Source organism: Enterobacter cloacae complex sp. P15RS (genome assembly GCF_014895905.1).
Lineage (GTDB): Bacteria > Pseudomonadota > Gammaproteobacteria > Enterobacterales > Enterobacteriaceae > Enterobacter > Enterobacter quasihormaechei.
Genome location: NZ_JADBQL010000025.1, coordinates 1 through 20,538, shown reverse-complemented (window position 1 = coordinate 20,538; position 20,538 = coordinate 1). Strand labels below are relative to the sequence as shown.

Genomic DNA, 20,538 nt, shown 5'->3' with positions numbered 1-20,538 from the left:
GCCTGTCGGCTTTGTTTATAAACCGGCAGGCCGTGTTATTATTGCTACTTAGTACATTTGACAGGAAGAGTATTTTGACTACTGACACTCATACTCTGCATATTGAAGAGATTTTAGAACTTCTGCCGCACCGCTACCCGTTTTTGCTGGTAGACCGTGTGCTGGATTTTGAAGAAGGTCGTTTTCTGCGCGCAGTGAAAAATGTCTCCGTTAACGAGCCGTTCTTCCAGGGGCACTTCCCTGGTAAGCCTATCTTCCCGGGTGTGTTGATCCTGGAAGCAATGGCACAGGCTACTGGTATTCTGGCGTTTAAAAGCGTAGGTAAACTGGAGCCGGGTGAACTCTATTACTTCGCGGGTATCGATGAAGCGCGCTTCAAGCGTCCGGTCGTGCCTGGTGATCAAATGATCATGGAAGTCACTTTTGAAAAAACGCGTCGCGGCCTGACTCGCTTTAAAGGCGTAGCTATGGTTGACGGCAAAGTTGTTTGCGAAGCGACAATGATGTGTGCGCGTAGCCGGGAGGCCTGATACGTGATTGATAAATCCGCCTTTATTCATCCTACCGCCATTGTGGAAACGGGTGCCATCATTGGCGCAAACGTCCACATTGGCCCGTTTTGTATCGTTGGACCCCAAGTCGAAATTGGTGAGGGTACAGTACTGAAATCTCACGTTGTGGTGAATGGTCATACGACCATTGGCTGCAATAATGAGATCTATCAGTTCGCCTCCATCGGCGAAGTTAACCAGGATCTTAAGTATGCTGGCGAACCGACCCGTGTGGAAATCGGCGATCGTAACCGCATTCGCGAAAGCGTCACCATTCATCGTGGTACAACGCAAGGCGGTGGATTGACGAAGGTGGGCAGCGACAACCTGTTTATGGTTAATGCGCATATTGCACATGACTGTACCGTGGGTGACCGCTGTATTCTCGCCAACAACGCAACGCTGGCGGGACACGTATCGGTTGATGACTTCGCAATTATCGGCGGCATGACCGCAGTCCATCAGTTCTGCATCATTGGTGCGCACGTGATGGTTGGCGGATGCTCCGGTGTGGCGCAGGACGTCCCACCGTTTGTGATTGCGCAGGGCAACCATGCCACGCCGTTTGGCGTGAACATCGAAGGCCTCAAGCGTCGTGGCTTCAGCCGCGAAGCGATTACAGCGATCCGCAACGCGTACAAATTGCTGTACCGTAGCGGTAAAACGCTGGAAGAGGCGAAGCCGGAAATTGCCGAACTGGCGAATAAGCACGATGAAGTGAAGGCGTTCATGGAATTCTTTGAACGTTCCACGCGTGGTCTGATTCGTTAATGGTCGACAGTCGTCCGCTTACCATCGCCCTGGTCGCCGGAGAAACCTCCGGCGATATTCTTGGTGCAGGTCTTATCCGCGCGCTGAAAGCCCGCGTACCCAACGCCCGCTTTGTTGGCGTGGCTGGCCCGCTGATGCAGGCCGAGGGCTGTGAAGCCTGGTACGAAATGGAAGAGCTGGCCGTGATGGGCATCGTCGAGGTGCTGGGTCGCCTGCGTCGTCTGCTGCATATCCGCGCCGATCTTACCCGCCGTTTTACCGACCTCAAACCCGATGTGTTTGTCGGTATTGATGCGCCTGATTTCAATATTACCCTTGAAGGGAACCTGAAAAAGCAGGGTATCAAAACTATCCATTATGTCAGTCCGTCCGTCTGGGCGTGGCGACAGAAACGCGTTTTCAAAATCGGACGGTCCACCAATCTGGTGTTGGCTTTTCTGCCTTTCGAAAAAGCGTTTTACGACAGATTTAACGTCCCGTGCCGTTTTATCGGCCATACCATGGCGGATGCCATGCCGCTGGATCCGGATAAAAACGCCGCGCGTGACGAGCTGGGCATCCCGCACGATGTTCACTGTCTGGCGCTGCTGCCGGGAAGCCGGGGCGCGGAAGTGGAAATGCTCAGCGCTGATTTCCTGAAAACGGCGCAAATTCTTCGCAAGACTTACCCCGATCTTGAAGTGGTGGTGCCGCTGGTGAATGCCAAACGCCGCGAGCAGTTTGAGCGTATCAAAGCCGACGTTGCTCCGGATCTTCACGTCCGCCTGCTGGACGGGAAAGGGCGTGAGGCCATGTTTGCGAGCGATGCCGCACTGCTGGCTTCCGGCACGGCTGCGCTGGAGTGTATGCTGGCAAAATGCCCAATGGTGGTCGGTTATCGCATGAAGCCGTTTACCTTCTGGCTGGCAAAACGTCTGGTTAAAACGGATTACGTATCTCTGCCAAACCTGCTTGCGGGTCGCGAGCTGGTGAAAGAGCTGTTGCAGGATGAATGCCAGCCGCAGGCGCTGGCTGATGCATTACTGCCGCTGCTGGCCAACGGTAAAACCAGCCACCAGATGCACGATACGTTCCGTGAGCTGCATCAACTGATCCGCTGTAATGCTGATGAGCAGGCAGCCGATGCGGTGCTGGAGTTAGCACAATGATGGAATTTATCTATCCCCATACCCACCTTGTTGCCGGTGTGGATGAAGTCGGCCGTGGCCCGTTAGTGGGTGCGGTCGTGACCGCGGCGGTGATCCTCGATCCCGCCCGCCCGATCGTGGGCCTGAACGACTCGAAAAAACTGAGCGAAAAGCGTCGCCTGGCGCTGTTCGATGAAATTAAAGAGAAGGCGCTGGCCTGGAGTCTCGGGCGCGCAGAGCCGGAAGAGATCGACGATCTGAACATTCTGCATGCCACCATGCTGGCGATGCAGCGTGCCGTTGCGGGCCTGAAGGTTGTGCCCGAGTATGTGCTGATTGACGGTAACCGTTGCCCGGCGCTGCCGATGCCTTCAATGGCTGTTGTTAAAGGCGATAGCCGCGTCGCAGAAATCAGCGCGGCGTCAATCATTGCCAAAGTGACGCGCGACGCCGAAATGGCCGCGCTGGACCTCACCTATCCCGCGTATGGTTTCGCCCAGCATAAGGGATATCCAACGGCTTTCCATCTGGAAAAGCTGGCTGAACATGGCGCAACTGAACATCATCGGCGCAGTTTTGGCCCGGTGAAACGCGCGCTGGGACTGGTGTCCTGAATCAAGACGCAAGCAATTAAGTAACGCGGGATTTGAAGATGGCTGAACCACGTTTCGTACACCTGCGGGTGCATAGCGACTACTCCATGATCGATGGGCTGGCTAAGACCGGGCCGCTGGTAAAAAAGGCGGCCTCGCTTGGCATGCCTGCGCTGGCGATCACCGATTTTACCAACCTGTGTGGCCTGGTGAAGTTCTACGGAACGGCGCATGGCGCAGGATTAAAGCCCATCGTCGGCGCGGATTTTCACGTGCAGAGCGACCTGCTCGGCGATGAGATGACGCAAATATCCGTGTTAGCCATGAATAACACGGGTTATCAGAACCTCACTCTGCTGATTTCAAAAGCGTACCAGCGCGGCTACGGCGCGCTGGGGCCGTGGATTGACCGCGACTGGCTGGCGGAGCTGAACGAAGGCCTGCTGCTGATCTCCGGCGGTCGTATGGGCGATGTCGGCAAAAGCCTGCTGCGCGGTAACAGCGCGCTGGTGGATCAGTGCGTCTCGTTCTACGAAGAGTATTTCCCGGATCGCTATTATCTGGAGCTGATCCGTACCGGGCGCGCGGACGAAGAGAGCTATCTGCATGCGGCAGTCGCCCTCGCGGAAGCGCGTGGCCTGCCTGTGGTGGCCACCAACGACGTGCGCTTCCTCGAGGCGGGCGATTTTGACGCGCACGAAATCCGCGTTGCGATCCATGACGGCTTTACCCTCGACGATCCGAAACGCCCGCGCAACTACTCCTCGCAGCAGTACATGCGCAGCGAAGAAGAGATGTGCGAGCTTTTCTCGGACATCCCGGAAGCGCTGGAAAACAGCGTAGAAATTGCCAAGCGCTGTAACGTCACCGTACGTCTCGGCGAATACTTCCTGCCGCAGTTCCCGACGGGCGACATGACCACGGAAGATTTCCTGGTCATGAAATCGAAAGAGGGCCTTGAAGAGCGTCTGGAATTCCTCTTCCCGGATGAAGCGGTCCGTAAAGAGAAGCGTCCTGAATATGACGAGCGCCTGGATATTGAACTCCAGGTGATCAACCAGATGGGGTTCCCGGGCTACTTCCTGATCGTGATGGAGTTCATCCAGTGGTCGAAGGATAACGGCGTGCCGGTAGGCCCGGGCCGTGGTTCCGGTGCCGGCTCGCTGGTGGCGTATGCGCTGAAAATCACCGACCTCGATCCGCTGGAATTTGACCTGCTGTTCGAACGTTTCCTTAACCCGGAACGTGTCTCCATGCCCGACTTCGACGTCGACTTCTGCATGGAAAAACGCGACCAGGTGATTGAGCACGTGGCCGATATGTACGGTCGTGATGCGGTTTCGCAGATCATTACCTTCGGTACGATGGCGGCGAAAGCGGTTATCCGCGACGTGGGCCGCGTGCTGGGCCACCCGTACGGTTTCGTCGATCGTATCTCGAAGCTGGTGCCGCCCGATCCGGGCATGACCCTGGCGAAAGCCTTTGAAGCCGAACCTCAGCTGCCGGAAATCTACGACGCCGACGAAGAGGTGAAAGCGCTCATCGACATGGCGCGCAAGCTCGAAGGCGTGACGCGAAATGCCGGTAAGCATGCGGGGGGCGTGGTTATCGCCCCGACCAAAATCACTGACTTCGCGCCGCTGTACTGCGACGAAGCGGGCCAGCATCCGGTAACCCAGTTCGACAAGAACGACGTGGAATACGCCGGGCTGGTGAAGTTCGACTTCCTCGGCCTGCGTACGCTCACCATCATCAACTGGGCGCTGGAGATGATCAACGCCCGCCGTGAGAAGAACGGCGAGCCGCCGCTGGATATCGCGGCTATCCCGCTTGATGACAAGAAAAGTTTCGACATGCTGCAACGCTCGGAGACGACAGCCGTCTTCCAGCTTGAATCCCGCGGCATGAAAGATTTGATTAAGCGTCTGCAACCAGACTGCTTCGAAGATATGATCGCGCTGGTGGCCCTGTTCCGTCCGGGCCCGTTGCAGTCGGGGATGGTGGATAACTTCATCGACCGTAAACACGGGCGCGAAGAGATTTCCTACCCGGACGTGCAGTGGCAGCATGAAAGCCTGAAACCGGTACTGGAGCCGACCTACGGCATCATTCTGTATCAGGAACAGGTCATGCAGATCGCCCAGGTGCTTTCTGGTTACACCCTTGGCGGCGCGGACATGCTGCGTCGTGCGATGGGTAAGAAAAAGCCGGAAGAGATGGCCAAGCAGCGTTCCATCTTTGAAGATGGGGCGAAGAAAAACGGCGTAGATGGCGAACTGGCGATGAAAATCTTCGACCTGGTGGAGAAATTCGCCGGGTACGGATTTAACAAATCCCACTCCGCCGCCTATGCTTTGGTGTCGTATCAAACGCTGTGGCTCAAGGCCCATTATCCCGCTGAGTTTATGGCGGCGGTCATGACCGCCGATATGGACAACACCGAGAAGGTGGTTGGCCTGGTGGACGAGTGCTGGCGCATGGGGCTGAAGATCCTGCCGCCGGATATTAACTCGGGTCTGTACCATTTCCACGTTAACGATGACGGGGAAATCGTCTACGGGATCGGCGCGATCAAAGGCGTGGGTGAGGGGCCGATCGAGGCGATCATCGAAGCGCGTAACAACGGCGGCTACTTCCGTGAGCTGTTCGATCTGTGCGCCCGTACCGATACCAAAAAACTGAACCGCCGCGTGCTGGAAAAACTGATCATGTCCGGCGCATTTGACAGGCTGGGGCCGCACCGCGCCGCGCTGATGAACTCGCTCGGCGATGCGTTGAAGGCGGCCGATCAGCATGCGAAAGCGGAAGCCATTGGCCAGGCGGATATGTTCGGCGTGCTGGCGGAAGAGCCAGAGCAGATCGAGCAGTCCTATTCCAACTGCCAGCCGTGGCCAGAACAGGTAGTGCTGGATGGAGAGCGGGAAACGTTAGGTCTGTACCTGACGGGGCACCCGATCAACCAGTATCTTAAAGAAATTGAGCGCTATGTCGGCGGCCACAGGCTTAAAGACATGCATCCGACAGAACGTGGTAAAATCACCACGGCTGCGGGGCTCGTGATTGCTGCAAGGGTAATGGTCACCAAGCGCGGCAATCGTATCGGCATCTGTACCCTGGATGACCGTTCCGGGCGTCTGGAGGTGATGTTGTTCACCGACGCGCTGGATAAATACCAGCAATTGCTGGAAAAAGACCGCATACTTATCGTCAGCGGACAGGTCAGCTTTGATGACTTCAGCGGGGGGCTTAAAATGACCGCCCGCGAAGTGATGGACATTGACGAAGCCCGGGAAAAATATGCTCGCGGGCTTGCTATCTCGCTGACGGACAGGCAAATTGATGACCAGCTTTTAAACCGACTCCGTCAGTCTCTGGAACCCCACCGCTCGGGGACCATTCCAGTACATCTCTACTATCAGAGGGCGGATGCACGTGCGCGGTTGCGCTTTGGTGCAACGTGGCGTGTCTCTCCGAGCGATCGTTTACTGAACGATCTCCGTGGCCTCATTGGTTCGGAGCAGGTGGAACTGGAGTTTGACTAATACAGGAATACTATGAGTCTGAATTTCCTTGATTTCGAACAGCCGATTGCAGAGCTGGAAGCGAAAATCGATTCTCTGACAGCAGTTAGCCGTCAGGATGAAAAACTGGATATTAACATCGACGAAGAAGTGCATCGTCTGCGCGAAAAAAGCGTAGAGCTGACGCGCAAAATCTTTGCCGATCTCGGCGCATGGCAGATCGCCCAGCTGGCGCGTCATCCACAGCGTCCGTACACCCTGGATTATGTCCGCCTGGCGTTTGACGAATTTGACGAACTGGCAGGCGACCGCGCATACGCTGACGATAAAGCTATCGTTGGCGGTATCGCGCGTCTGGATGGACGTCCGGTGATGATCATTGGTCACCAGAAAGGCCGTGAAACCAAAGAGAAGATCCGTCGTAACTTCGGTATGCCAGCACCAGAAGGCTACCGTAAGGCCCTGCGTCTGATGGAGATGGCTGAGCGTTTCAATATGCCAATCATCACCTTCATCGACACGCCGGGTGCTTATCCGGGTGTTGGCGCGGAAGAGCGCGGTCAGTCTGAAGCCATCGCACGCAACCTGCGTGAGATGTCTCGCCTGAGCGTACCGGTCATCTGTACCGTTATCGGTGAGGGTGGTTCCGGCGGTGCGCTGGCAATTGGCGTGGGCGATAAAGTGAATATGCTTCAGTACAGCACCTATTCCGTTATCTCTCCGGAAGGCTGTGCCTCCATTCTGTGGAAAAGCGCCGACAAAGCGCCGCTGGCTGCGGAAGCGATGGGTATCATTGCCCCGCGTCTGAAAGAGCTGAAGCTGATCGACACCGTCATCCCTGAACCGCTGGGTGGCGCACACCGTAAGCCAGAAGTGATGGCCGCGTCCCTGAAAGCGCAGCTGCTGGCAGACCTGGCAGACCTGGACGTGCTGAGCAAAGAAGATCTGCTCAACCGTCGTTACCAGCGTCTGATGACCTACGGTTACGCATAAGCCTCACAATTATCCCAAAAGCCGCACATTGTTGCGGCTTTTTTTATACCTGCCGTTTACCTTAACTATGCTTATCTGATGTTTTTCAAGGAGGTAAACCATGAACATCATCGCCATCATGGGGCCACACGGCGTCTTTTATAAAGACGAACCCATCAAGGAGCTTGAACAGGCCCTTAAGGCACGCGGTTATCAGCTGATCTGGCCGCAAAACAGCGCCGACCTGCTGAAATTCATCGAACATAATCCGCGCATCTGTGGCGTGATATTCGACTGGGACGAATACGACATGGAGTTGTGCAGCGAGATCAATAAGCTCAACGAATATCTTCCGCTGTACGCCTTTATCAACACCCACTCGACCATGGACGTGAGCGCGCACGATATGCGCATGGCGCTGTGGTTCTTCGAGTACGCGCTCGGCGTGGCTGAGGACATTGCGACCCGCATTCAGCAGTACACCGGTGAATATCTGGATAACATCACGCCGCCGTTTACACGCGCGTTATTCACCTATGTGAAAGAAGGAAAGTACACCTTCTGTACGCCAGGCCATATGGCGGGGACGGCCTATCAAAAAAGCCCGGTAGGGTGCCTGTTCTACGATTTCTTTGGCGGCAATACGCTGAAGGCGGACGTGTCGATTTCAGTGACCGAGCTGGGCTCGCTGCTGGATCATACCGGCCCGCATCTGGAAGCTGAAGAGTACATCGCTCGCACCTTTGGCGCCGAGCAAAGCTACATGGTGACCAACGGTACCTCGACGTCGAACAAAATCGTCGGGATGTACGCCGCGCCTGCCGGCAGCACGTTGCTGATTGACCGGAACTGCCACAAGTCGCTGGCACATTTGCTGATGATGAGTGACGTGGTGCCGCTCTGGCTGTCGCCCACGCGTAACGCGCTGGGAATTCTCGGCGGCATTCCTCGCCGCGAGTTCACCCATGCCGCCATCGAAAATAAGGTCGCGGCGACCCCTGAGGCAAGCTGGCCCGTTCACGCGGTGATCACCAACTCCACCTATGACGGGCTGCTGTATAACACTAACTGGATCAAGCAGACGCTGGACGTGCCGTCGATCCACTTTGATTCCGCGTGGGTGCCTTATACCAACTTCCATCCGATTTACTCGGGCAAAAGCGGGATGAGCGGCGAGCGCGTGCCGGGCAAGGTCTTTTTCGAAACGCAGTCGACGCACAAAATGCTGGCCGCGTTTTCCCAGGCGTCTCTTATTCACATCAAGGGCGAGTACGACGAGGATACCTTCAACGAAGCCTTTATGATGCACACCACCACCTCACCGAGCTATCCGCTGGTAGCGTCCATCGAAACGGCGGCGGCGATGCTGCGCGGAAATCCGGGTAAACGCCTGATCAACCGTTCGGTGGAGCGGGCGCTGCATTTCCGCAAAGAAGTTCAGCGGCTCAAAGATGAAGCGGACGGCTGGTTCTTTGATATCTGGCAGCCTGAAGAGATCGACGAGGCGGAGTGCTGGCCCGTCGCGCCGGGGGAGAGCTGGCACGGCTTCCGGGATGCCGATGCGGACCATATGTTCCTCGATCCGGTTAAGGTGACGATCCTGACGCCGGGCATGGACGAGCAGGGCGTGATGGGCGATGAGGGGATCCCCGCCGCGCTGGTGGCGAAGTTCCTCGACGAGCGCGGCGTGGTGGTGGAAAAAACCGGCCCTTACAATCTGCTGTTCCTGTTCAGTATCGGGATCGATAAAACCCGCGCGATGGGTCTGCTCCGCGGGCTAATGGAGTTTAAGCGCGCGTACGATCTGAACCTGCGCGTGAAGAACATGCTGCCGGATCTCTACGCGGAAGATCCTGACTTTTACCGCAATATGCGCATTCAGGATCTGGCGCAGGGGATCCACAGACTGATCCGCCAGCACGATCTGCCGCGCCTGATGCTCCAGGCTTTTGACGTGCTGCCGGAAATGAAGCTGACGCCGCACAAGGCGTGGCAGCAGCAGGTGAAAGGGGAGGTGGAAACGGTTGAGCTGGAAAACCTGGTGGGACGGGTATCGGCCAACATGATCCTGCCTTATCCGCCGGGCGTGCCGCTGCTGATGCCGGGCGAGATGATCACCGAGAAGAGCCGGTCAGTGCTCGATTTCCTGCTGATGCTCTGTTCGGTGGGGCGCCACTATCCGGGCTTTGAGACGGATATCCACGGCGCGAAACGCGATGATAACGGCGTGTACTGGGTGAGAGTCCTAAAATAAAAGGGGCCGCTTGCCAGGGGCCGGCTGTCGGTTGTAACGTTCAGGGCATCATAAAAAGGAGAAGCTATGCTGGGTTTAAAAGCTGTTCATCATATTGCGATTATCGCCACCGATTACGCGAAAAGTAAGGCATTCTACTGTGACGTACTCGGCTTCACGCTGTTAAGCGAGGCCTACCGTGAGGAACGCGACTCCTGGAAAGGCGATCTGGCGCTGAACGGGCAATATGTGATTGAGCTGTTCTCTTTTCCTTTCCCGCCCGCTCGTCCTTCGCGCCCGGAAGCCTGCGGCCTGCGCCATCTGGCCTTCAACGTCGACGATCTGGACAGCGCGGTAAAACATCTGGAAGCCCACGGCGTGGCCTGTGAAGCGATTCGCGTCGATCCCTTTACCGATAAGCGTTTCACATTTTTCAACGATCCGGACGGCCTGCCGCTGGAGCTTTACCAGCAGTAATCGCCGTCATGTGTGATAATGCCCGTTCATTTCGGGCATTTTTTATGTGTGATTTCCTATGACCTTACCCGCTATCGCGCACGCCGTTTCGCCCTACCGCCAGCTGCTGGTGGGGTTCAGCGGTGGCCTGGATTCCACCGTTTTGCTTCATCGCCTTAAGCTCTGGCGCGACCGCGAGCCTGACGTCCAGCTGCGGGCGATGCATATCCATCACGGCCTGAGTCCCCATGCTGATGACTGGGTGGCGCACTGTGAAGCGGTGTGCGAAGCGTGGGCAATCCCGCTGATCGTGGAACGGGTCACGCTGGAGGAGGAAGGGCTGGGCGTTGAAGCGCAGGCGCGAAAAGCCCGCTACGCTGCGTTTTCCGGCGCATTGCGGTCTGGAGAAGCGTTGGTTACCGCCCAGCATCTGGACGATCAGTGTGAAACTTTCTTACTGGCGCTCAAGCGGGGGAGTGGGCCCGCGGGCTTATCCGCCATGCCTGAGCGCGCTGATTTTGCCGGAACAGAGCTCATCCGCCCGCTGCTGAACGAGACGCGCGCGTCACTGGAGGCCTGGGCCCATCACTATCATCTGCGCTGGATAGAAGACGAAAGCAATCAGGACGACAGTTATGACCGTAACTTCCTGCGTTTGCGCGTTTTACCGCTTCTGACCGAGCGCTGGGCACATTTTTCCGAAGCGGCAGCCAGAAGCGCCATACTGTGTGCTGAACAGGAAAGCTTGCTGGATGAGCTGCTGAGCGAGGAGCTGACTGCGCTGATTACCGCTGACGGCGCGCTGGATATTGCGCCGTTGAAGATGATGAGCCCCGCGCGTCGGGCTGCCCTGATCCGTCGCTGGCTGGCTTTTCACCGTGCGGCTATGCCGTCCCGGGCGATGCTCAACCGTATCTGGGACGAGGTCGCCCAGGCAAGGGAAGATGCCGCGCCGTGTATACACCTGAACGGTTTTGACGTCAGGCGCTACCAGGACCGGCTCTGGTGGGTAAAATCCGCACCGTCGCTGGCTGACGTTGTGCTCGACTGGCCGTCGCCGGAGAAAGCATTAACGCTACCGTTGAATGCGGGCGTGGTTGCGTTGAGCCGTCCGGGTAACGTGCGTTTACCCGAGCCGGACGAGAAGGTCACCGTTCGCTTCAGGGCCAGCGGCATGCTGCATATCGTCGGGCGTAACGGCGGGCGTAAGCTGAAGAAAATCTGGCAGGAGAATAACGTTCCGCCCTGGAAGCGTGATACCACGCCGCTCCTGTTTTACGGCGATACGCTCGTGGCGGCGGCAGGGGTGTTCATCACGGAAGAGGGGTGGGCTGAAGCGGGTGTGAATTTTGAGTGGAAAGCGTAACGGGCAGCCTGGCTGCCCGTTGGTTATCAGGATTCGCTCACCACGACAGTGCCGATTTCCGGATGGCTGAAACTGGCAATCCTGTCGAGGCGCAGCTCGCGGGTTGCACCTGCATCTTCTACAACCAGATATTCCACGTTTTTACGGGAAACCAGGTCGCTGGCCTTTGCCTTTAGCACTTCGCCATCTTTGAGTTCCAGCGTCAGTATTAAATGATGCTGGCAGGCGAGTTCGAGGTTGTCATAGTCATCACAATTGATGGGTTGATAGGTATCATTCATCGACATAATCGCTCACCAGTAAATTCGCCGCAGCATACGCTGCTTTTTCCCTGACCGATTCAGAAAGGCTCTCATCAGAGGCCACTTCATTTAGCACGTTCAATACACAGCCCAACGCATCCGGGATATACCCCAGATCTCCGCTGGCGATTTCCGCATACCGTCTGCGAATCAACTCACAATAATTATTCACATCCCCTCCTGCCAGCGCACTGACTTACTGTGAGATATCATTAAGCCTACGAAGTTAAACTCGGTTTAGCAAGGTGACTATACCATACTCATTTAAGCATTATCAGCGCCTTGATAAGGGGGATTCGCCACCTCATAACAGCCTTTTGCTGCGGTTTTCGCTACAATGTACGCCTGATTCGAAAGGAGTTCTCTCATGGCGCTGAAAGCGACAATTTATAAAGCTGTGGTCAACGTGGCAGATCTTGACCGTAACCAGTTTCTGGATGCGTCATTGACGCTGGCGCGTCACCCCTCTGAAACCCAGGAGCGCATGATGCTGCGCCTGCTGGCGTGGATTAAATATGCCGATGACCGCCTGCAATTTACCCGTGGCTTAAGCGCGGAAGATGAACCGGAAGCCTGGTTACGCAACGATCATCTGGGTATCGACTTATGGATTGAGCTTGGCCTTCCGGATGAACGCCGGATCAAAAAGGCATGCACCCAGTCCGCAGAGGTGGCGCTGTTTGCCTACAACCAGCGCGCCGCGGAGATCTGGTGGCAACAAAACAAAAATAAGTGTGCGCAGTTCAAAAATCTTACCGTCTGGTATCTGGATGATGAACAGCTGGCACAGCTGAGCGCGTTCGCCAGCCGGACAATGGCGCTCCAGGCAACCATTCAGGACGGCGCTATCTGGCTTTCAGATTCTCAGAATAATCTGGAAATTCATCTTACGGCCTGGCAGCCCGCATCATGATTGTGTTGTCCCGAAACGTCAGCATTCCTGATAACGAGCTGGAGATCACCGCCATCCGGGCTCAGGGAGCAGGGGGCCAGCACGTTAACAAGGCCTCAACGGCTATCCATTTGCGCTTTGACATTCGGGCCTCCAGCCTGCCAGAGTATTATAAAGAAAGTCTGCTTGCCGCCAGCCATCACCTGATCACCAGCGAGGGGGTGATCGTGATCAAAGCGCAGGAATATCGCAGCCAGGAAATGAACCGGGAAGCGGCACTTTCCAGACTGGCGGCGGTCATAAAAGAATTAACAACCGTGCAAAAAAGCCGCCGGGCAACGCGTCCAACGCGGGCATCGAAAGAACGTCGATTGTCATCGAAGGCGCAAAAATCCACCGTAAAATCACTGCGTGGCAAAGTCCGTCACCCGTAACGTGACGAAAGGGACACCCTTTTTCATAAGGAATGTATTGTGAAAAAAGCATTATTATCAGCGCTGGCCGTGACGAGCCTGTTCGCGCTTTTTGGCTGTAACAACCGTTCGGAAACACAGGTATTACCGCCAACGCAAAATGAAGAATTAAAGCCGATGCAGCAGAGCTGGCGCGGCGTATTGCCATGTGCAGATTGTGAAGGCATCGAAACTTCCCTGTTCCTGCAAAAAGATGGCACCTGGGTAATGAACCAGCGATATCAAGGAGCGAAAGAGCCGTCATCTTTTGCAACTTACGGAACGTGGGCGCGTACGGCTGAGAAGCTGGTATTGACCGATACCACGGGCGATAAAACCTATTTTCGCGCCAAAGGCGAGGGGATGGAGATGCTCGATCGCGAAGGCAACCCGATTGAATCCCAGTTCAATTACACGCTGGCCCCGGTGAAAGCGTCCCTGCCTGCAACCCCAATGGCGATGCGAGGGATGTATTTCTACATGGCGGATGCGGCGATCTTCACGGACTGCGCAACCGGTAAGAAAGTCAGCGTGGCGAACAATGCCCAGCTGGAGCGTGACTATGCCGTCGCGCGCGGCAATGACAGTAAGCCCGTGTTGCTGACGGTTGAAGGGCACTTTACGCTGGAGCCAAACCCGGATAGCGGCGAGCTGGTGAAAACGCTGGTTGCTGATAAAGACGCGAAGTTTGCTGCGGGTAAAAACTGCGAAAGCAAATAGGATTTAGCCATTAAAAAACCCCGCGCTTGCGGGGTTTTTTGTTTCTTAACCTTTGATGGCTTTCACCAGGTAATCAAGAATGTCGCCCGTCTTGATCATCTGTTTTTCGCCGTTGCGACGGTACTTGTATTCAATCTCGTCGCTGTCGAGGTTACGGTCGCCGATGACGACGGTGTGCGGAATACCGATCAGTTCCATGTCAGCAAACATCACGCCAGGACGCTCTTTACGGTCATCCATCAGTACGTCGATACCTTTCGCGCTCAGCTCAGCGTAAAGTTTTTCGGCCAGCTCCTGCACGCGGTAAGACTTGTGCATGTTCATTGGCAGGATCGCCACCTGGAACGGTGCGATGTTATCCGGCCAGACGATACCGCGCTCGTCATAGTTCTGCTCAATAGCGGCAGCAACCACGCGGGTTACGCCAATGCCGTAGCAACCCATGGTCAGAACCTGATTACGACCATCTTCGCCCTGAACCGCCGCGTTCATTGCGCGCGAGTACTTATCGCCCAGCTGGAAGATGTGACCTACTTCGATACCGCGTTTGATCATCAGGGTACCCTTGCCGTCCGGGCTTGGATCGCCTGCGACCACGTTACGGATGTCAGCCACTTCCGGCGTCGCCACGTCACGATCCCAGTTGATGCCGAAGTAGTGTTTCCCGTCAATGTTTGCGCCCGCAGAGAAGTCGCTCATTGCCGCAACGGTGCGGTCAATCACCACAGGAACAGGCATATTCACCGGACCCAAAGAACCTGGGCCTGCGTTCACCACGGCGCGGATTTCGGCTTCCGTCGCGAAGGTCAGCGGGCTGGCAACCTGCGGCAGCTTCTCGGCCTTCACTTCGTTCAGCTCGTGATCGCCACGGACCAGCAGGGCAACCAGCGGGTAAGCGCTGCCTTCAGCAGCTTTCACCAGCAGCGTTTTAACCGTTTTTTCGATCGGCAGAGTAAACTGCTCAACCAGCTCGGCGATGGTTTTCGCGTTTGGCGTATCAACCAGCGTCATCTCTTGGGTTGCTGCCGCACGAGGTTCTTTTGGTGCCAGCGCTTCTGCGAACTCAATGTTGGCGGCGTAATCAGAGGAGTCAGAGAAAATGACATCGTCTTCGCCGCTCTGCGCCAGAACCTGGAATTCATGAGAGGCGCTGCCGCCGATTGAACCGGTATCAGCCTGTACAGCACGGAAATCCAGCCCCATGCGGGAGAAGATTTTGCTGTAAGCCACGTACATTTTGTCGTAGGTCTCTTGCAGAGATTCCTGAGAGGTATGGAAAGAGTAAGCGTCTTTCATCAGGAATTCGCGAGAGCGCATAACGCCAAAGCGTGGGCGCACTTCGTCACGGAACTTGGTCTGGATCTGGAAGAAGTTCAGCGGCAGCTGTTTGTAAGAGCTCAGCTCGTTACGGATCAGATCGGTGATCACTTCTTCATGCGTTGGGCCGAGAACAAATGGACGATCGCCACGATCGGCAATACGCAGCAGCTCAGGGCCGTACTGCTCCCAGCGACCGCTCTCCTGCCACAGTTCAGAAGGCTGAACCACCGGCATTAACACCTCGATTGCACCGGCGTTGTTCATCTCTTCACGCACGATGTTTTCGACTTTTTTCAGGACGCGCACGCCGGTCGGCAGCCAGGTGTATAACCCGGAGGCCAGCTTGCGGATCATCCCGGCGCGCAGCATCAGCTGGTGGCTGATCACCTCGGCGTCGGCAGGTGTCTCCTTCAGAGTGGAGAGCAGATATTGGCTAGTACGCATGTTGTTACGGTTCCATTTCGACGATTGGAACAGGCTGAAACGCCAGCCTGACACAAAAAAGTGGTTTAGTTTACCAGTGTGGCAAAGATGCCAAAAGAGAGGAGAACAAAATTACCTGGGTTCCAGGGCAAACACTTCAAAACCCGCTTCAGTCACGCGCCAGCGCACGTTAAAGTCCAGCAGCCAGACGGCGTACGTTTTTCCGGCGTCTTCCTCTTTGCGGTAGGCGGGACGAGGGTCCTGCGCCAACACTTCAACGATAAAGTCACGCAGACGGGGATAGCGTTTTTCCAGCTGGCCGATTTGCGTCGTTATTTCAGACGTAAAGTGAACCGGCATATCGGCCTGCGGCGCGTCCTGAGCATAGCTTGCACGGGCATTCGGCAGCGCTTCGGCAAAGGGCAGGTAAGGCTTAATATCAATGACCGGCGTGCCGTCTACCAGGTCAAGGCTGCCTAACTCCAGGATCACCCGATCTTTCTGACAGCGTATCCCTTTCAGTTCGACCAGCGACATCCCAACTGGATTCGGTCGGAACGTTGAGCGGGTGGCAAAAACCCCCATTCTGGCATTACCGCCCAGACGAGGCGGGCGCACGGTCGGACGCCAGCCGCCTTCCATGGTCTGGTGAAAGACAAAAACCACCCATAAATGGCTGAACGCCTCAAGCCCGCGCACCGCATCGGCCTGATTGTAGGGCGCGACGAGATGCAGCTCGCCGCCGCCGTTAATGACCAGACCCGGCTGACGCGGCACGGCGAACTTTTCTTTATAAGGAGAGCGGATAACGCCTATCTGCTCGAACTGAAATGCACTCATTTCGCCGTGATGTTAAGCGCAGAACCGATGCATACCGCCTGACGGTAGCAGCCTGGCGTACCGCTGGTGACTTCACAGCTGTGCAACAGCACCGCGTTGGCTTTCATTTTCGACGCGTTGATTTGCATACGCTTGCGGGCTGTTGGGATATTTGGAGGGGAGTCCTGATTCGTTGCCTGACAGGATTCGCCGCTCACTTCGCCCAGTTCACGGAATGGCTTACCGACCAGCTCGTCGGCTTTGGTAATAATACGTACCGGCGCAGCGCGAGGCGCTTTCGGTTTTGCTGGCTCCGCTTTTGGCGGGGTTGCAGTGCTTTGAACGGGTTCAACAGGAGATCTGCTTAGCATAGAACAGCCGCTCAGCATCAGTGCTAAAAGACAGATCGGTAAAGCACGCATAATAATTCCTCAGTGGATAATCAAAACGTCAGATATTGAAGCAGTTGACCGCACAAATGACAAGACGGGCAAATGCCCGTCTTGATGATATTACACTGAGGTGAGATTACCAGCCTTTAACAGCGCCGCCGTTAAACACCTTATTGGCTTCCTGGTAAACTTCTTCAGACTGATATGCCTGAAGGAATTTCTTCACGTTTTCCGCGTCTTTGTTGTCTTCGCGAGTCACGATCAGGTTGACGTACGGGGAATCTTTGTCTTCAACGAAGATGCCATCTTTCGCAGGGGTCAGACCGATCTGGCTGGCGTAAGTGGTGTTGATAACGGCCAGCGCGATCTGTGCATCGTCCAGAGAACGTGGCAGCTGAGGAGCTTCCAGTTCAACAATTTTCAGATTTTTCGGGTTTTCGGTGACGTCCAGAACGGTCGGCAACAGGCCAACACCTTCTTTCAGTTTAATCAGGCCCACTTTCTGGAGCAGAAGCAGCGAACGGCCAAGGTTGGTTGGGTCGTTAGGGACGGCAACCTGTGAACCCGGCTGGAGTTCATCCAGAGATTTAATTTTCTTGGAATAACCGGCAATCGGGTAAACGAAGGTGTTACCGACAGCAACCAGCTTGTAGCCGCGATCTTTGATCTGCTGATCCAGGTACGGTTTATGCTGGAAGGCGTTAGCGTCAATGTCGCCTTTGCTCAGCGCTTCGTTCGGCAGAACGTAATCGTTGAAAGTCACCAGCTCAACGTCCAGGCCGTATTTTTCTTTCGCGATTTTCTGCGCGGCCTCAGCAACCTGCTGCTCTGCACCGACGATAACGCCTACCTTGATGTGGTTTGGATCTTTTTCGTCCTGACCGCAACCCACCAGTGCCAGCGAACCAATCAGTGCGCCTACTGCTGCAAAGGTCTTAAATTTAAACGCCATGTTATATCCTTAACTCGTCGAGTTTGTGTTGTTTGTAACGTTATTTATGCGTAACAGCCCGGACGATACGATCGCCAGAGAATTGGATTAAGTAAACCAGCACAACCAGCAATACCAGAACGGTATTCATTACGGTAGCGTTATAGCCAATATAGCCGTACTGATACCCAATCTGGCCTAAACCGCCGGCACCCACGGCACCGCCCATCGCGGAATAACCGACCAGCGTGATAAGCGTGATGGTTGCTGCATTCACCAGCCCAGGTAACGCCTCAGGCAGCAGTACTTTACGAACGATCTGCATTGGCGTTGCACCCATCGCGCGGGAAGCTTCAATCAGGCCCGTTGGGATTTCCAGCAGGGCGTTTTCCACCATGCGGGCAATAAACGGCGCGGCGCCTACGGTTAGCGGGACGATTGCCGCCTGTAAACCAATCGACGTTCCGACAATCACGCGGGTAAACGGAATCATCCACACCAGCAGAATAATGAACGGTATAGAACGGAAAATGTTGACCAGCGCAGAAAGCGTGCGATACAGCTTCGCGTTTTCAATAATTTGACCCGGGCGCGTGACGTACAGCAGCACGCCGACCGGCAGCCCAATCACAAAACCAAAAAAGCCCGATACGAAGGTCATTGCCAGCGTTTCCCAAACGCCGCGAACCAGTAGCCACATCATCGGCTCAGACATAACCCAGTACCTCTACTTTTACATGATGTTCTTGCAGCCAGGCAATTGCCGCCTGGGTTTCTTCCTGCGTGCCGTGCATTTCCGTCAGCATGATGCCGAACTTCACGCCGCCAGCGTAATCCATCTGCGCGCTAATAATGTTGTTGTTCACGTTAAAGCGACGCGCGGTTTCGGAAAGCAGCGGGGCGTCTACGGACTGGCCCGTAAATTCCATGCGCAGCATTGGGACGCTGTCCGCCGCAGCGTCTGTTTTCAGACGTTCCAGATAATCTTCCGGAATATCCAGATGCAGCGTGGACTGAATGAACTGCTGAGCCAGCGGCGTCTTAGGATGTGAAAACACTTCGCTGACCGTGTCCTGCTCGATCAGCTCACCGTTGCTGATGACGGCGACACAGTCGCAGATACGCTTCACCACGTCCATTTCGTGCGTAATAAGGAGGATAGTCAGGCCCAGACGACGGTTAATGTCCTTCAGCAGTTCCAGGATAGAACGCGTGGTGGCCGGATCCAGTGCGCTGGTGGCTTCATCACACAGCAGCACTTTTGGGTTACTTGCCAGCGCGCGCGCAATCGCCACGCGCTGCTTTTGACCGCCGGAGAGATTAGCCGGGTAGCTGTCATGCTTATCACCCAGCCCAACCAGATCCAGCAGCTCGGTGACGCGACGCGTAACTTCTTCCTTCGGCGTGTTGTCCAGCTCCAGCGGCAACGCCACGTTTCCGAAAACGGTGCGTGAGGCCAGCAGGTTAAAGTGCTGGAAAATCATGCCGATCTGACGACGTGCTTTCGTGAGTTCTTTTTCGGAGAGCGCCGTAAGCTCCTGGCCGCCAACTTCTACGCTGCCCTGGGTTGGGCGCTCAAGCAGGTTAACACACCGGATCAGCGTACTTTTACCTGCACCCGATGCGCCAATGACGCCATAAATTTGACCAGCAGGCACATGCAGGCTGACGTTGTTCAGCGCCTGAATGGTACGGTTCCCCTGCTGGAACACTTTGGTGATATTGGAAAGTTTAATCATTAGATTATTTTTATCGTAAGTAAGTTAGCCGTGGCATTTTCTTCTGCCAGATACGGGGTATGACCGTAAACAAAATGGATGTTAAGGCATCCAGACGTCTAAATCAATCCAACTCTGTGCGATGAGCACTTTATTGCGCTGCGATTCATGAGATACTAGCTGAACAAGCCTTTTTCAGGAGCAAACCGGTGGCAAAATCTGTACCCGCAATTTTTCTAGATCGTGATGGCACTATTAATGTGGATCACGGTTACGTCCATGAGATTGATGAGTTCGAATTTATTGAGGGCGTAATAGATGCCATGCGCCAGCTGAAAGAGATGGGTTACGCGCTGGTGGTGGTAACTAATCAATCCGGTATCGCCCGGGGGAAATTCACCGAAGCACAGTTTGAAACGCTGACGGAATGGATGGATTGGTCTCTGGCCGATCGCGGCGTCGATCTTGATGGCATCTATTATTGTCCGCATCATCCACAGGGAACCGTAGAAGCGTATCGTCAGACCTGTGATTGCCGTAAGCCACACCCGGGCATGTTTATCTCTGCCCAGGAATTCCTGCACATTGATATGGCCGCGTCTTATATGGTGGGCGATAAACTGGAAGATATGCAGGCAGCAGCGGCGGCAGGTGTGGGAACCAAAGTATTAGTGCGGACCGGTAAACCTGTCACCCCAGAAGCAGAAAATGCATCCGACTGGGTGATAAATAGTCTGGCTGATCTGCCAAAAGAGATTAAAAAGCACCAAAAATAGACGTTTTGGTGAAAAGGTGAGCGGTTGAAATAAAAATGCATTTTTCCGCTTGTCATTCCTCGGCGGCTCCCTATAATGCGCCTCCATCGACACGGCGGATGTGAATCACTTCACAGACAACCCGGTCGGTTGAAGAGAAAAAATCCTGAAATAACGGGTTGACTCTGAAAGAGGAAAGCGTAATATACGCCACCTCGCGACAG

General features: G+C 55.3%; 21 protein-coding genes. 13 read left to right on the top strand and 8 right to left on the bottom strand.

What is annotated here, in order from left to right:
* Nucleotides 1-74: 74 nt before the first annotated feature.
* The 9 genes from fabZ to tilS all read left to right on the top strand — a co-directional run bounded on the left by fabZ (nucleotide 75) and on the right by tilS (nucleotide 11,590).
* The gene (fabZ, locus tag IM267_RS15530) at nucleotides 75-530 is read left to right on the top strand and encodes a 3-hydroxyacyl-ACP dehydratase FabZ (protein WP_003856165.1); all 456 of its coding nucleotides are present in this window, start codon (nucleotides 75-77) and stop codon (nucleotides 528-530) included.
* A gap of 3 nt (nucleotides 531-533) precedes the next feature.
* Nucleotides 534-1,322: an acyl-ACP--UDP-N-acetylglucosamine O-acyltransferase gene (lpxA, locus tag IM267_RS15525; RefSeq protein ID WP_102750363.1), complete on the top strand. Its 789-nt coding sequence runs from the start codon at nucleotides 534-536 to the stop codon at nucleotides 1,320-1,322.
* On the top strand, nucleotides 1,322-2,470 hold the full coding sequence (gene lpxB, locus IM267_RS15520) for a lipid-A-disaccharide synthase (RefSeq protein WP_063867503.1): 1,149 nt from the start codon (nucleotides 1,322-1,324) through the stop codon (nucleotides 2,468-2,470). The genes lpxA and lpxB overlap by 1 nt, the downstream gene beginning before the upstream one ends.
* Entirely contained in the window at nucleotides 2,467-3,063 is a 597-nt protein-coding gene (gene rnhB, locus IM267_RS15515) for a ribonuclease HII (protein ID WP_193033769.1), read from the top strand. Before lpxB ends, rnhB begins: the two co-directional genes overlap by 4 nt.
* Nucleotides 3,064-3,101: 38 nt before the next feature.
* Nucleotides 3,102-6,584, top strand: a complete 3,483-nt coding sequence (gene dnaE, locus IM267_RS15510; RefSeq protein ID WP_131636709.1) for a DNA polymerase III subunit alpha — start codon at nucleotides 3,102-3,104, stop codon at nucleotides 6,582-6,584.
* Nucleotides 6,585-6,596: 12 nt separating this feature from the next.
* A complete protein-coding gene (gene accA, locus IM267_RS15505; protein ID WP_006810033.1) occupies nucleotides 6,597-7,556 on the top strand; it encodes an acetyl-CoA carboxylase carboxyl transferase subunit alpha in 960 nt (319 codons plus the stop codon).
* 100 nt (nucleotides 7,557-7,656) lie between these two features.
* Entirely contained in the window at nucleotides 7,657-9,789 is a 2,133-nt protein-coding gene (locus IM267_RS15500; RefSeq protein ID WP_063867504.1) for a lysine decarboxylase LdcC, read from the top strand.
* A 66-nt stretch (nucleotides 9,790-9,855) separates the two neighbouring features.
* Nucleotides 9,856-10,245 carry a VOC family protein gene (locus IM267_RS15495; RefSeq protein WP_193033768.1) on the top strand — a complete coding sequence of 130 codons (390 nt, stop codon included), beginning with the start codon at nucleotides 9,856-9,858 and terminating at the stop codon, nucleotides 10,243-10,245.
* 58 nt (nucleotides 10,246-10,303) lie between these two features.
* Nucleotides 10,304-11,590, top strand: coding sequence for a tRNA lysidine(34) synthetase TilS (gene tilS / locus IM267_RS15490; RefSeq protein ID WP_193033767.1), 1,287 nt, complete (start codon nucleotides 10,304-10,306; stop codon nucleotides 11,588-11,590).
* Nucleotides 11,591-11,616: 26 nt separating this feature from the next.
* On the opposite strand, the gene rof is transcribed toward tilS, so the two are convergent.
* Together rof and IM267_RS15480 are read right to left on the bottom strand one after the other, a co-directional pair.
* Complete coding sequence (rof, locus tag IM267_RS15485) at nucleotides 11,617-11,877, bottom strand: Rho-binding antiterminator (protein ID WP_063450586.1); 261 nt, start codon at nucleotides 11,875-11,877, stop codon at nucleotides 11,617-11,619.
* Nucleotides 11,864-12,064 carry a YaeP family protein gene (locus IM267_RS15480; protein WP_003856146.1) on the bottom strand — a complete coding sequence of 67 codons (201 nt, stop codon included), beginning with the start codon at nucleotides 12,062-12,064 and terminating at the stop codon, nucleotides 11,864-11,866. The genes rof and IM267_RS15480 overlap by 14 nt, the downstream gene beginning before the upstream one ends.
* 195 nt (nucleotides 12,065-12,259) lie before the next feature.
* Between IM267_RS15480 and IM267_RS15475 the strand changes: the two genes are divergently transcribed.
* The 3 genes from IM267_RS15475 to nlpE are packed head-to-tail and all read left to right on the top strand — an operon-like array spanning nucleotide 12,260 to nucleotide 13,956.
* Nucleotides 12,260-12,805 (top strand): YaeQ family protein, encoded by a 546-nt coding sequence (locus IM267_RS15475; protein ID WP_063867507.1) that lies wholly within the window; start codon nucleotides 12,260-12,262, stop codon nucleotides 12,803-12,805.
* Nucleotides 12,802-13,218, top strand: coding sequence for an alternative ribosome rescue aminoacyl-tRNA hydrolase ArfB (gene arfB, locus IM267_RS15470; RefSeq protein WP_064910107.1), 417 nt, complete (start codon nucleotides 12,802-12,804; stop codon nucleotides 13,216-13,218). The genes IM267_RS15475 and arfB overlap by 4 nt, the downstream gene beginning before the upstream one ends.
* A 39-nt stretch (nucleotides 13,219-13,257) precedes the next feature.
* Complete coding sequence (nlpE, locus tag IM267_RS15465) at nucleotides 13,258-13,956, top strand: envelope stress response activation lipoprotein NlpE (protein WP_063867509.1); 699 nt, start codon at nucleotides 13,258-13,260, stop codon at nucleotides 13,954-13,956.
* Nucleotides 13,957-14,001: 45 nt separating this feature from the next.
* Here the strand turns inward: nlpE and proS are convergent, their stop codons facing one another.
* The 6 genes from proS to metN all read right to left on the bottom strand — a co-directional run bounded on the left by proS (nucleotide 14,002) and on the right by metN (nucleotide 19,580).
* Complete coding sequence (gene proS / locus IM267_RS15460) at nucleotides 14,002-15,720, bottom strand: proline--tRNA ligase (RefSeq protein ID WP_193033766.1); 1,719 nt, start codon at nucleotides 15,718-15,720, stop codon at nucleotides 14,002-14,004.
* Between the two features lie 111 nt (nucleotides 15,721-15,831).
* Nucleotides 15,832-16,539 carry a tRNA (N6-threonylcarbamoyladenosine(37)-N6)-methyltransferase TrmO gene (gene tsaA / locus IM267_RS15455; RefSeq protein ID WP_193033765.1) on the bottom strand — a complete coding sequence of 236 codons (708 nt, stop codon included), beginning with the start codon at nucleotides 16,537-16,539 and terminating at the stop codon, nucleotides 15,832-15,834.
* Complete coding sequence (rcsF, locus tag IM267_RS15450) at nucleotides 16,536-16,940, bottom strand: Rcs stress response system protein RcsF (RefSeq protein WP_003856133.1); 405 nt, start codon at nucleotides 16,938-16,940, stop codon at nucleotides 16,536-16,538. The genes tsaA and rcsF overlap by 4 nt, the downstream gene beginning before the upstream one ends.
* A 106-nt stretch (nucleotides 16,941-17,046) precedes the next feature.
* Nucleotides 17,047-17,862, bottom strand: coding sequence for a methionine ABC transporter substrate-binding lipoprotein MetQ (gene metQ, locus IM267_RS15445; protein ID WP_006810023.1), 816 nt, complete (start codon nucleotides 17,860-17,862; stop codon nucleotides 17,047-17,049).
* A 40-nt stretch (nucleotides 17,863-17,902) separates the two neighbouring features.
* Nucleotides 17,903-18,556, bottom strand: a complete 654-nt coding sequence (locus IM267_RS15440) for a methionine ABC transporter permease MetI (RefSeq protein ID WP_003856130.1) — start codon at nucleotides 18,554-18,556, stop codon at nucleotides 17,903-17,905.
* The gene (metN, locus tag IM267_RS15435; protein ID WP_063450579.1) at nucleotides 18,549-19,580 is read right to left on the bottom strand and encodes a methionine ABC transporter ATP-binding protein MetN; all 1,032 of its coding nucleotides are present in this window, start codon (nucleotides 19,578-19,580) and stop codon (nucleotides 18,549-18,551) included. Before metN ends, IM267_RS15440 begins: the two co-directional genes overlap by 8 nt.
* Nucleotides 19,581-19,768: 188 nt before the next feature.
* On the opposite strand from metN, the gene gmhB reads away from it, so the two are divergent.
* Nucleotides 19,769-20,335 (top strand): D-glycero-beta-D-manno-heptose 1,7-bisphosphate 7-phosphatase, encoded by a 567-nt coding sequence (gmhB, locus tag IM267_RS15430; protein ID WP_193033764.1) that lies wholly within the window; start codon nucleotides 19,769-19,771, stop codon nucleotides 20,333-20,335.
* Nucleotides 20,336-20,538 lie beyond the last annotated feature (203 nt).

Bases quoted from the DNA above. Each gene is read 5' to 3' on its own strand.
- IM267_RS15440 (WP_003856130.1), bottom strand. From the start codon at position 18,556: ATGTCTGAGCCGATGATGTGGCTACTGGTTCGCGGCGTTTGGGAAACG.
- metN (WP_063450579.1), bottom strand. From the start codon at position 19,580: ATGATTAAACTTTCCAATATCACCAAAGTGTTCCAGCAGGGGAACCGT.
- dnaE (WP_131636709.1), top strand. From the start codon at position 3,102: ATGGCTGAACCACGTTTCGTACACCTGCGGGTGCATAGCGACTACTCC.
- rnhB (WP_193033769.1), top strand. From the start codon at position 2,467: ATGATGGAATTTATCTATCCCCATACCCACCTTGTTGCCGGTGTGGAT.
- proS (WP_193033766.1), bottom strand. From the start codon at position 15,720: ATGCGTACTAGCCAATATCTGCTCTCCACTCTGAAGGAGACACCTGCC.
- tsaA (WP_193033765.1), bottom strand. From the start codon at position 16,539: ATGAGTGCATTTCAGTTCGAGCAGATAGGCGTTATCCGCTCTCCTTAT.
- IM267_RS15500 (WP_063867504.1), top strand. From the start codon at position 7,657: ATGAACATCATCGCCATCATGGGGCCACACGGCGTCTTTTATAAAGAC.
- lpxB (WP_063867503.1), top strand. From the start codon at position 1,322: ATGGTCGACAGTCGTCCGCTTACCATCGCCCTGGTCGCCGGAGAAACC.
- IM267_RS15495 (WP_193033768.1), top strand. From the start codon at position 9,856: ATGCTGGGTTTAAAAGCTGTTCATCATATTGCGATTATCGCCACCGAT.
- rof (WP_063450586.1), bottom strand. From the start codon at position 11,877: ATGTCGATGAATGATACCTATCAACCCATCAATTGTGATGACTATGAC.
- tilS (WP_193033767.1), top strand. From the start codon at position 10,304: ATGACCTTACCCGCTATCGCGCACGCCGTTTCGCCCTACCGCCAGCTG.
- rcsF (WP_003856133.1), bottom strand. From the start codon at position 16,940: ATGCGTGCTTTACCGATCTGTCTTTTAGCACTGATGCTGAGCGGCTGT.
- IM267_RS15475 (WP_063867507.1), top strand. From the start codon at position 12,260: ATGGCGCTGAAAGCGACAATTTATAAAGCTGTGGTCAACGTGGCAGAT.
- arfB (WP_064910107.1), top strand. From the start codon at position 12,802: ATGATTGTGTTGTCCCGAAACGTCAGCATTCCTGATAACGAGCTGGAG.
- metQ (WP_006810023.1), bottom strand. From the start codon at position 17,862: ATGGCGTTTAAATTTAAGACCTTTGCAGCAGTAGGCGCACTGATTGGT.
- accA (WP_006810033.1), top strand. From the start codon at position 6,597: ATGAGTCTGAATTTCCTTGATTTCGAACAGCCGATTGCAGAGCTGGAA.